Source organism: Pseudoalteromonas peptidolytica (assembly GCF_012641745.1).
Taxonomy (GTDB): domain Bacteria; phylum Pseudomonadota; class Gammaproteobacteria; order Enterobacterales; family Alteromonadaceae; genus Pseudoalteromonas; species Pseudoalteromonas peptidolytica.
Genome location: NZ_WEHZ01000013.1, coordinates 95546 through 107996, shown reverse-complemented (window position 1 = coordinate 107996; position 12451 = coordinate 95546). Strand labels below are relative to the sequence as shown.

The window sequence follows — 12451 nt, the reverse complement described above, 5'->3', positions numbered from 1 at the left end:
AGATAGCTGGGTTCTTAAAAAATACCCAAAATAAATCGTACACAGTTACCAGTCGTTTGCAGTATTAGCGTACGTCACTGTGAAATATGGACTCACACAAGGTAAATGGGGGTTATATGCTCACCAAACGGTTTTTTAAAACAAAAGACGAAGCAGAAGTTACATTTTCATTTTCACACCCACAAGCTAAAACTGTAGCGCTGGTCGGGGATTTTAATGGCTGGCAACCTGAGCCAATGAAGTTTGTTAAAAAAGAGTGTGCTTTTAAACTTAAACACCGTTTACCAACCGACAAAGATTACCATTTTAGATATTTGATTGATGGCGAGGTCTGGGATAACGATCATCAAGCGGATGATTACGTGCCAAATGGATTTGGGGAAGACAACAGCGTTGTATCCACTTGCAGGGCTTAAGACAATAAATGGACCATATTGCTCAGCTTTTATATTTATATGGTATTGGTTATGAATATCATAAATATACAGGTGATCATGTTATCTTTGATCACCAGACTCGCTTGTCAGCCCTCAAAGAATGTGGTGTAAATACAGATGATATTGATGAAGTAAATGCACTTAATTTTGCTTTGGATATTGCAAAATGGCTAACACCTATCGAAGCTATTACGTTAACAAAAGAAGCCCAGCCTAAGTTAACGTTGAGACTTGAAGCGTGTAGTAGCTTATCTGAGCTTACTATCTCTATTCCTGCATTAAATTATCATTTTGTTTGTGAATGCAACAACCTGTCAGAAGTGGGTGACTACGTTTATCAAGGAACGCGTTATGTAGCATTGTCAGTCGCCATTGCTCCAGTTGTTGTTGGTTATCATCAAGCCAAAGTAACTATAAATGGACAATGCTACGAAACTGAGCTTTGGGTTACTCCCGAGCATTGCTACGATCCCATCTCGGATAATAAAAAGTTACTTGGGATCTCTGTACAACTTTATTCGCTTAAACCTGAAAACTCAAAACTAAGCGCTGATTTTTTTGAGTTGAAAGAGCTGATTGTTTTGGCAGCTGGCGAGGGAGTTGATTACATTTTATTGAACCCACTCCACCTACTGTTTGTTGAACAACCAGAAAAGGCAAGCCCATATAGCCCAAATGATAGGCGCTTACTTCACCCTTTTTATATATCTATTGAGCTGTTATGTGAGCGATTCAATGTAGATAAAAACGTGTTTTTTAAGCAAAGTAATATCGATAAAAGTGACCGTAATCACAGTTACCTTGATATGTCTCGTTGTATGAACGACAAATTAGCTAAGCTGCATAGCTTATGGCAGTACTTACAAAATCAACGCAATGACTGGGATGCTGATTTTAAACAGTTTTGTCAGCGCAAAAAAGAAGAGTTGAGTGGGTTTACTGACGATGAGTTCGCCAGGTTTTTACAGTGGGTAGCGTTTGAGCAGTTGGCACATTGTCAGCTAGTGGCACTAGAACACGGTATGGCAATAGGGCTTATTAATGATTTAGCCGTTGGTTGTGCTGACGGCTCGAGTGAATATGAGAGTAATCGGTCACTCTATGCCGAACATGCGAGAGTTGGAGCGCCGCCAGATCCATGGGCTGAGCAGGGACAAAATTGGGGACTGCCAGCGCTTAACCCTGTCAAGTTAAAAGCTGAACGGTTCGAGTTTTTTAAACAGCTGATTAGAGCAAATATCAGCGGAGTCGGGGGGCTACGGATTGATCATGTGATGGGGTTAAGACGCTTATGGTGGTGCTTTGTAAGTGGGGAGTCTCAGAGTGGCTGTTACGTTTATTATCCTTTTGAATACTTACTCGCAATATTGAAGATAGAGTCGGCGCTACACAAAGTCATGGTGATCGGAGAAGATTTGGGAGTGGTGCCAACGGAAATTAAGTTAGCAATGGCAGAGTCCCACATATACAGCAATATTCTATTTTATTTTGAAAAAGATCATGATGATCAGTTTCTTGCCGTTGAACATTATAAAAAAAATGCTTTGTTAATGGTTGCTAATCATGACGTACCACCTTTTTTTGGCTGGTGGGAGCACGATGATTTGCGGCTCAAAAAGCAATATCAGCTACTCGATGAGCAGCAAACCTCAGTTGCAAATGCACAAAGGGAGACGGAGCGAGACAAGCTTTGTCGTTGGTTGAGTCTTCATGGTGTGCGAGGTATAGACCTAAAAAGCGAGGCTGCTTTAGTTTATCCGGCGTTAATAAAGGTGCTAGCTCAGTCACCGGCAAAAATGCTGACGCTACAATTGGATGATCTCGACTGTCAGCGGCTACCAGTAAATATCCCCGGTACCGATAAGGAATATCCAAACTGGAGGCGGCAGTTAACGCAAACATCAACAGAGATTATCGCAAAATCCCAAATGCTGATCCGCGACGCTGTCACAAGCAGGAATTTATAGATGAATACAAGACCAAATTTAGAAGACGCTCAAATGCCTCATTATGATTGCCAAGTTACCGCGCTGGCGGCAGGTAAGTGTCGTGATCCGTTTGCTTTTTTAGGGCTACATCAATTTAATGATAATCAGTCGGTGGTACGATGCTACATTCCAGGGGCGCAAGAGGTATTTGTACTTACAAAACATAGTAGGTATCCGCTAACGCAATTTCGTCAAAGCGCTCTATTTTCATCGGTTTTAGACAAAAATTTTGCCAATCAAGAATATCAGTTAGAAGTTGTTTATCCAAATCAGACAGTAACCGGTAGAGATGTATATTCGTTTGCGAGCACCTTATCAGATGAAGCTTTGTATTTATTTAATGAAGGTACACAGGCGCAAGCCTATCTGCACCTCGGCGCACATCAACTTACAGTGGATGGTGTTGAAGGGTTTCGCTTTAGCGTTTGGGCACCAAACGCATTATCTGTTTCGGTGATCGGTGACTTTAACCATTGGAACAACACTCAACATCCAATGAGATTGCACCCTGCCAGTGGCGTATGGGAACTTTTTATACCTGAGCTGAATGTCGACCGTTGCTATAAGTTTGCTATTACAACATTTGATGGAGAGCGAATTGAAAAGGCAGATCCACTTGCATTCAAAATGGAGCAAGCGCCAGGGACTGCAAGTATTACGCAATCAAAGCCAACAGCAGTGGTGACTCAACCTGAGCAAATAGAAAAAGCATCTCGCAATAGGATTGATGCACCAATTAGTATATACGAGGTACATCTTGGGTCTTGGAAGCGCCGAGAACAAGAAGGTAATCGCTATTTAACGTACCGTGAACTTGGAGATGACTTAATCCCTTATGTGAAGTCTTTGGGATTCACACATCTGCAATTGATGCCAATCAGCGAATATCCTTTTGATGGCTCTTGGGGTTATCAACCTGTTGGCTTGTTCTCACCCACCAGTCGGTTTGGAGGAGTAGAAGATTTTGCATACTTTGTTGAATGTTGTCATCAAGCTGAGTTGGGGTTGTTAATAGATTGGGTTCCTGGACATTTTCCTTCCGACCCTCACGGCTTGCATAAATTTGATGGCACGCACTTGTATGAACATGCTGACAAAAGACAGGGATTCCACCCTGATTGGAACACATACATTTTTAATTATGACCGCGCAGAAGTAAAAAGCTTCTTATTGTCTAACGCGATGTACTGGATTAAGGAATACGGCATTGATGGCTTGCGTGTCGATGCCGTGGCATCGATGTTGTACTTGGATTACAGCAGAAAGCAAGGCGAGTGGATCCCTAACCAATATGGTGGACGTGAAAACTTGGGTGCGATTGAATGTTTAAAGTCAGTAAATACTCAATGTTACGGTGAAAATGATGGGATCATGATGGTAGCTGAGGAATCTACTGCTTGGCCTGGGGTAACGCGTAGTGTTGAACATGATGGATTGGGTTTTGGCTATAAATGGAATATGGGATGGATGAACGACACTCTGAATTATATGTCAAAAGACCCCATTCACCGTAAGTACCATCATCATGAAATGACCTTTTCCATGGTCTATGCTTACTCTGAAAATTATATTTTACCATTAAGCCACGACGAAGTCGTTCACGGGAAAGGTGCGTTATTGAGCAAAATGCCAGGGGATGATTGGCAGCAATTTGCTAACTTAAGGGCTTATTATGGGTTTATGTTCGCACACCCTGGCAAAAAGCTGCTATTTATGGGGTCTGAGTTGGCACCGCGTGAGGAATGGAACCACAACCAGCAATTAAATTGGCATTTGTTAGAGAGTGAAGCGCATCGCGGTATCTATAAATGTATCAAATCCCTAAATGAAACCTACAAGACAACGCCTCAATTGTTCGAGTGTGATACTAAGTCCACTGGATTCAATTGGATAGATGGTGGAAATGCTGAACAAAGTATCTTTAGTTTTATCCGTTATGGAAACGATGGCTTGACCCCACTTGTCGTAGTGGCAAATTTCACCCCCCAGACACATTTTCATTTCCGTTTAGGCGTGCCGGCTTCTGGCGTTTATCAAGTGATTTTAAACACTGATGACACGGAATTTTGGGGCAGTGGCGTTGGTATTGTTGCACATAAGCAACAATTGATAGAGTCGAAAGAGATTGAAAGCCACGGACTTAGTCAAAGTATTGATATAACCATCCCGCCGCTGGCGACTATTTATTTACAGCTGATCTCTGGTGGCACATGCTAATAAGCTATCGTGGCCACCCTTATACGCTTGGCGCAACTGTTACGGGCAAAGGCGTTAACTTTTGTGTTTATGCGCCAAAAGCGGCAAAAGTGACACTGTGTTTGTTTGATAAAAGCGGGCATAGTGAAGTCAATCGTTTGCCCATGTTTCGCCACGAAGGGGGAAATTGGTCGCTATTTATCGAAGGGGCAAAAGCAGGTGATTTATATGGATACCGGGTTGATGGCGATTATCGTGCAGAGAAAGGTTTATTATTCAACGTCAATAAACTTTTACTAGACCCATATTGCAAAGATTTTTTTGGTGAGTTTACATGGAGTGAGCGACATTTTTGCCACCTGCCTGTGGGGCATTTGAATCCATCAGACAACGCATGTGACATGCCAAAAAGCAAAGTCGTAGCGACCGAAAAGTATGTAGGGGTGCGCCCAAACACACCTTGGAGTAAAACCGTAATATATGAGTGTCATGTAAAAGGAGCCACGGTACGCCATCCTGAGGTACCTGCTAAGCTGCAAGGTAAATATCTGGGCCTTGCCGAACCTGTATTTATTGATCATCTGAAGCATATTGGTGTGACAGCTGTGCAGCTCTTGCCAGTGCATGCCTTTATTAACGAACAGTTTTTGACTACTAAGGGATTAAAAAATTACTGGGGTTACAATACGCTTAGCTTTTTTACTCCACACAAAAGTTACCTCGTCAGTGATGATATTAATGAATTTAAGTTAATGGTCGAGCGACTGCATCAGGCTGGAATAGAGGTGATTTTAGATGTGGTCTTTAATCACACAGCCGAAGGCGGCATAGATGGACCTACGATTAGCTTTAAAGGGTTTGATAATCTCACCTATTACAGCACCTTACCAAATAAACCAAATGTTTATATAAATGACACTGGATGTGGAAATACCCTTAATATTTCAAACCCCGTCGTATTGAAACTGGTATTAGACAGCTTGCGATATTGGGTTGAATATATGGGAGTAGATGGTTTTAGATTTGATTTGGCGACGATCCTAGCGCGTCAAACCTCTGGCTTTTCTAATCAGCATGCTTTTTTGCAAGCGCTTAATCAAGATCCTATTCTGAGTAAGGTGAAATTAATTGCAGAGCCATGGGATATTGGACCTGGGGGTTACCAACTAGGGCAATTTCCAGCACCTTGGCGAGAGTGGAATGATAAATTTAGAGATACTGTCAGGCGCTTCTGGCGTGGGGATGAGGGAGTGCTTCCTGAGCTGGCAATGCGGATCCACGGTTCAAGTGATGTATTTGAACATAATCTACGGGGACCGTTGAACTCTATTAATTTTATTACCAGTCATGACGGCTTTTCACTGTTTGACTGGACGGCCTACGAACAAAAACATAACGAAGCCAATGGTGAAGCTAATCTAGATGGCCATAGTGAAAACTATTCATTTAACTGTGGTGTTGAGGGGTTCAGTGCAGATCCTAAAGTTAATGAACTTAGACTTTGTATGCAAAAAAATGCGCTTCTAACATTGTTTTTATCTAAAGGCGTTCCGATGATTTGTGCTGGCACCGAAATGGCACACTCGCAAAATGGTAATAATAATGCTTATTGCCAAGACAATTGTACGAGTTGGTTAGCGTGGAAAAATCATCAACAGCATCATCCGCTTACTTTCTTCATTCAAGATTTATTGGCAATACGCAAACAGTTTGCGGCCTTTTCTTACTTGTTTTATGTGCATAACAGCGACAGCCGGTTTGCGGTTAATTGGTTTAATGAAGAAGCCAAACCGCTTTCCCCAGAGCAGTGGCGTGAACCGAGTCGAAAATGGCTAAGTTACACCATTACAGATCAGCAATTAGGCCAAAGTTTACTGATTATTTTGAACGCAAGTGACAACACAATAAATATCAAATTGCCACAAAGTGCTTTTTCCTCTAATTGGAAACTAGCGATCACAACGGCTGTCGAGGTACACAAAACAGATATTGACTCATATTTACAGGTTCCGGCTAAGTCAGCATGGATATTTACATCAATCAAAGGGGATGAATAGCATGGCTAATAAAAGTGCACCAGTTTGCGTTGTGAAACATTGGCAAGATGCACCAAAGATAGATGAAGACACCTTAACCGACGATTTAACGCGTCATTTTTATTATACCTTGGGGCGTGACAAAGTCGGGGAATCCCGTTTGTACCTGTATCACGCTTTGGCACTGACGATCCGCGACCGATTAGTTGCTCGTTGCCGAGCGACCAAAGAACACATTAAAAGTCAGAAAACTCGAAAAGCTGCCTATCTCTCTTTAGAGTTTTTGATGGGCCGAGCGTTGTCAAATGCAGTGATTAATCTTGACCTTCATGAACAAGTGCAGTCGGCGCTACAAGAGTACTGCACTGAACTTGAAGAAGTAGCAGAGGCAGAGCATGATGCAGGCTTAGGTAATGGTGGCTTAGGACGTTTAGCAGCGTGTTTTTTAGATAGTTGTGCCTCACTTGCGCTTCCTGTTATTGGTTACGGTTTACGCTATGAGTTTGGTATGTTTAATCAAACCTGTGAGCAAGGTCATCAGGTTGAACAGCCTGATAACTGGCTCCGAGAAGGTCATCCATGGGAGCTGGCAGCACCTGAGCAAGCAAGGCGAGTGAAGTTTTTTGGACATGTTGAGGTACATACTGATAAGCAGGGTAGGCAACACCACGAATGGCTTGATACGCAAGATGTCTTGGCCGTTCCGTACGACGTACCTGTGCCTGGGTATCGAAATGGTGTTGTAAATACCTTGCGGCTTTGGAAGTCTGAAGCGACGGATGAGTTTGATTTAACCGAGTTTAATGCCGGGAGTTATTCAGAAGCGGTTGCTAAAAAAAACCAAGCTGAACAGATCACTATGGTGCTTTACCCTAATGACGCCAGTGAAAACGGTAAAGAGCTTAGACTAAGGCAGCAATACTTTTTATCCAGCGCAAGTTTACAAGATGTTATTGCTACATGGGTTGAACAATATGGAGATGATTTTAAGGACTTTGCAGACTTTCATGTGTTCCAACTTAATGACACACATCCTAGCATCGCGGTTGCTGAACTGATGCGTATTTTGCTGGATGACTATGAGCTGGAGTGGGATGAAGCATGGAAAATAACGACCTCAACGATGGCCTACACCAACCATACTCTACTGCCAGAGGCTTTGGAGCGTTGGTCGGTCAGTCTTTTTCAACGTTTACTACCTAGGCTATTAGAAATTATTTATGAGATAAACGCTCGTTTCCTCTCAGAAGTCGCATTAAAGTGGCCAGGAGATATAGAGAAGCAGCGCGCGTTGTCGCTCATCGAAGAGTCAGAACATCCTCAAATTCGTATGGCATACCTTGCAATTGTTGGTAGTTATTCGGTAAACGGAGTTGCAGCTTTACATACCGAGTTGTTAAAAGCTGGTTTATTCAATGACTTTTATCAACTATGCCCAGAAAAGTTCAACAACAAAACGAATGGGGTAACACCAAGACGTTGGTTGTCACATTGTAATCCACAACTTGCAGCGCTTATTTCAGAGAAAATCGGAGATGGCTGGCAAGCAGACTTTTCAAAAATCAGCGAGCTGCGTCGATTTTATGATAATCACGCTTTCCAACAACAATGGTTGGCGGTGAAGCAGCAAAATAAGCGCCGCTTAACTGAGCTGGTAAAACAAGAGTGTAGCGTAGAGTTTGATCCTGACATGATGTTTGATGTCCAAGTAAAAAGGATACACGAATACAAACGTCAGTTATTAAATATCCTTCATGTGATCCACCTATATGATCGAGTTTGCAGAGGGGAAGTTTCTGGGTTGGTTCCCCGTTGTGTTTTATTTGGCGGTAAAGCAGCGCCAGGTTATTACATGGCTAAAAAGATCATTAAACTCATCAATAATGTTGCAAGCGTTATTAATAATGATCCCGCAGCTAAGCCTTATCTTCGCGTTGCATTTTTACCAAATTACAACGTTTCAAAGATGGAAGTAATATGTCCTGCAACTGATTTATCGGAGCAGATATCAACCGCAGGCAAGGAAGCTTCAGGCACCGGAAACATGAAATTTATGATGAATGGTGCTGTGACAATTGGCACTCTTGATGGCGCTAATATAGAAATTAGAGACTGTGTCGGTGCCGATAATTTTTACTTATTTGGCTTAACAGCAGAAGAAGCTCAGCAGGCCAGACTACATTACCAACCGTTAAAAATCATAGAAAGTAATCAAGATTTAAACCGCGTGATGACACTATTGGAAAGCGGCCATTTCAATCTTTTTGAGCCTAATATTTTCGATGACATTATCAACTCAATAAAAAGTAGCAGCGACCCATGGTTAGTCGCTCAAGACTTTCCTTCTTATGTTGAAAGTCAAGAACATGCGGCTCAAGCATATAAAGACAAGGAACACTGGCTGCGTATGAGTATTCTCAATACAGCAGCGAGTGGAAAATTTTCCAGTGATAGAACAATTCAAGAATACAGCGATGATATTTGGCGATTGAGTCCGATGCAGTAGTCACCGCAACAAAGTTATGGAGAGAACAAATAATGCCTAATTATGCGAATCGTTATATTAGTACCCTCACTCGAGAAACATATGCTTTAATACTTGCGGGTGGACGAGGTTCGCGCCTTCATGAGCTCACCACTTGGAGAGCAAAACCCGCAGTATACTTTGGCGGTAAGCATCGAATTATTGATTTTCCACTGTCTAACTGTATTAACTCAGGGATCAGACGAGTGGGGATTGCCACGCAATATAAATCACACTCGCTTATCCGTCATGTTAATCGCGCATGGGGTCACTTTAAAAAAGAGCTGGGAGAATCTGTAGAGATATTACCGGCATCACAACGATATGGTGATGAGTGGTACTGCGGCACCGCAGACGCAGTATTTCAAAATATGGATATTATTCGTCACGAGCTCCCCAAATACGTGATGATCTTATCCGGTGATCATGTCTATAGAATGGATTACGGTGGACTGCTTGCAAAACACGTAGAAACAGGGGCTGATATGACCGTATGTTGTATTGAAGTGCCTTGTGAAGAAGCGGCAAAAACGTTTGGTGTAATGACGGTCGATGAGAGTAATCGGGTACGTCGTTTCGATGAAAAACCAGTTGACCCAACCTCTATTCCGGGCAAGCCTGGTGTGTGTCTAGCCTCGATGGGAAATTATGTTTTCAATACTGAGTTCTTATTTGAGCAATTAAAAAAAGATGCAGAACGTGAGGGATCAGGCCGTGACTTTGGCCATGATATTATTCCGGCTATTATAGAAGAGCACAATGTGTTTGCTTATCCCTTTAGCGATCCGTCATACGGCGGTCAACCTTATTGGCGCGATGTAGGTACGCTAGATTCGTTTTGGGAAGCGAATATGGAATTAGTTTCGCCAGAGCCACAGCTCGATTTGTACGATCCGCAATGGCCTATTTGGACATATCAAGAACAGCTACCGCCAGCTAAATTCATTTTTGATGATGATGATAGACGTGGTATGGCAGTTGATTCAACGGTCTCTGGTGGTTGTATCATTTCAGGTTCTAAAGTAAAAAAATCCCTACTGTTCTCAAATGTGCATGTACATTCCTATTGCGAAATTGAAGGCGCAGTTGTGTTGCCTGGTGTAAAAATAGGGCGGAATTGTCGTATTAAAAATGCCATTATAGATAGGAGTTGCCAGATACCAGAGGGTATGACTATAGGTCATGATAACGAGCAAGATAAAGCGAATGGCTTCAGAGTGTCGAATAAAGGGATAGTGCTAGTTACCCGAGACATGTTGGCTGAGCTACCAAAAAAACATAATCAATAGTCCATGTAGAGGTATTATGCATGTAATTCTTGTGGCAGCCGAGAATGATCGGTTGCCAAATTGTAAAGTTGGCGGGGTGGCTGATGTTATCCGTGATATTCCCTATGCACTTGCGGAGCTTGGTATTAAAGTATCAGTTGTAACGCCTGATTACGGACAAATTGCGTTAAATCGACACTTTGTAGCAGATATTGCAGTGCCATTCCGTCAACATTTAGAGACAGCAACACTTTGGTCTGTGGAAAAATCTGACGGCGTTACTCAATATGTGGTCTCACATTCTTTATTTAGTGAGCACCATGGAGCAATTTATTGTAATGATACTCATCAACCATTTGCGACTGATGCAAACCGTTTCGCATTTTTTAGTGCGGCGGTGGCTGAGCTTATAGAGCATGAATTAATTGCAGACATAGATGTTGTGCACCTACATGATTGGCATGCCGCTGTGGTTGCGGTGTTGCGTCGATTTAGCCCGAGATTTAAACGCCTAAAGCAGCTAAAAACGGTATACACAGTACACAACCTCGCGCTTCAAGGTATACGACCTTTCAATCATGACTTTTCAAGCTTAGAGTCTTGGTTTCCAACACTGACTTATGATGGCCTTAGTATTTGCGACCCAAAATATCCTCATTGCTTTAATCCGATGCGAGCGGCCATTAATCTCACTGATAGAGTCCACGTCGTCTCTCCCAATTATGCAAAAGAAGTGATGCTTCCAAGCCACCCTGAACTAGGCTTTTTTGGTGGTGAGGGCTTGGAGGGAGATATGCAGCATGCTTGTCACGAAGGGCGGTTGGCAGGCATCTTGAACGGGTGTGTGTATGCTGAAGACGCAGAGACACACTGCCAAACCAATCTTATAGATTACTTGAAACTTGCTGAATCACACGTATTTCAATGGATGGCTAAGTCTAATCAGGTACTGTCTCGGTTTTACATTGCTCACCAGCGGATACAAGCTTGGCTTGGCGAGCCATTTGAAGGAAAAGTGATCACAAGTGTCGGTAGACTCACAGATCAAAAAGCGCTTATTTTAAGGCAGCCGACTCACGCTGGGATTGTTTTGGATAATATTGCTGAGTTGGCTGGTCGAAGCGGTGCTAGAATTATTATCGTGGGTTCTGGGGATCCTGTCTTAGAACAATTGTTCACTGAAATAATGGCAAGGCACGGTAACGTACTATTTTTGAATGGTTACGGCAAAGAGTTGGGTGAGCTACTTTATTTACTTGGCGACCTCTTTTTAATGCCTAGCTCATTTGAACCATGTGGAATAAGTCAAATGCTTGCGATGCGAGCTGGGCAGCCTTGTATCGTTCACAAGGTAGGTGGACTTGCTGATACGGTAAAGCATAACGAAACAGGATATTGCTTTGAAGGTGATACACTTGCAGAGCAAGGTCGACAGCTTATCGCGATTTTTGAACTTGCATTAGCCGATCTGTGTAACAATCAAATCAAATACCAAGCGCTTTGCCAGCAGGCTAAACTACAGCGGTTTGACTGGTATAGTGTAGCCCAAAAATACACAGAGCAACTGTATCGATAAACGACGCTGGCTGTATTAATTAACCTAAACTCGGGATAATAACTGGTTCTCTAGCAGCGGTTATCCCTTACTATTGTGTTAAATTTGTATGCAACAGACTCGCTTTTGACACACAAATTCGCCTTGTATCAAGAAATAACCTTTGGCTAGCCAGATGTTACACTTTTTTAGCTTAGGTATTTTAAGTGATTAATACCAATTTGCTTAATTAAGTGGTCTATTTTGAGGCGAGAAAATCTTGTCGATAACTAGGCAAAAATTTTGCTATTTAGTTGTTCTAAATGAGAAATTTTTAACGCTGTTAGCGTCAGATTTACTCCTTCAAATTGAGCAAGTATTAAGTCAAATTGGTATAACTAATCCTTCCCTCAGTTCTATTAATTACGTTGCGCATTTGCAGACTGGCGAGCACACTCGAAGATAAGT

7 protein-coding genes are annotated in these 12451 nt (G+C 42.4%); all 7 read left to right on the top strand.

The window, feature by feature from the left end; genetic code table 11:
* Nucleotides 1-116 precede the first annotated feature (116 nt).
* Genes F9Y84_RS10640 through F9Y84_RS10610 form a run of 7 tightly spaced genes read left to right on the top strand, consistent with a single transcriptional unit; the run spans nucleotide 117 to nucleotide 12025 of the window.
* Nucleotides 117-416: an isoamylase early set domain-containing protein gene (locus tag F9Y84_RS10640; RefSeq protein WP_125253163.1), complete on the top strand. Its 300-nt coding sequence runs from the start codon at nucleotides 117-119 to the stop codon at nucleotides 414-416.
* Between the two features lie 8 nt (nucleotides 417-424).
* A complete protein-coding gene (malQ, locus tag F9Y84_RS10635) occupies nucleotides 425-2404 on the top strand; it encodes a 4-alpha-glucanotransferase (protein WP_147389990.1) in 1980 nt (659 codons plus the stop codon).
* On the top strand, nucleotides 2405-4642 hold the full coding sequence (glgB, locus tag F9Y84_RS10630; protein ID WP_147389989.1) for a 1,4-alpha-glucan branching protein GlgB: 2238 nt from the start codon (nucleotides 2405-2407) through the stop codon (nucleotides 4640-4642).
* Nucleotides 4636-6678, top strand: a complete 2043-nt coding sequence (glgX, locus tag F9Y84_RS10625; protein ID WP_128732473.1) for a glycogen debranching protein GlgX — start codon at nucleotides 4636-4638, stop codon at nucleotides 6676-6678. The genes glgB and glgX overlap by 7 nt, the downstream gene beginning before the upstream one ends.
* Nucleotide 6679: 1 nt before the next feature.
* Nucleotides 6680-9163, top strand: coding sequence for a glycogen/starch/alpha-glucan phosphorylase (locus F9Y84_RS10620; RefSeq protein ID WP_147389988.1), 2484 nt, complete (start codon nucleotides 6680-6682; stop codon nucleotides 9161-9163).
* A gap of 32 nt (nucleotides 9164-9195) precedes the next feature.
* Complete coding sequence (glgC, locus tag F9Y84_RS10615) at nucleotides 9196-10470, top strand: glucose-1-phosphate adenylyltransferase (RefSeq protein WP_128732475.1); 1275 nt, start codon at nucleotides 9196-9198, stop codon at nucleotides 10468-10470.
* A 16-nt stretch (nucleotides 10471-10486) separates the two neighbouring features.
* Nucleotides 10487-12025: a glycogen synthase gene (locus tag F9Y84_RS10610; protein WP_147389987.1), complete on the top strand. Its 1539-nt coding sequence runs from the start codon at nucleotides 10487-10489 to the stop codon at nucleotides 12023-12025.
* The last annotated feature ends 426 nt before the right edge of the window (nucleotides 12026-12451 follow it).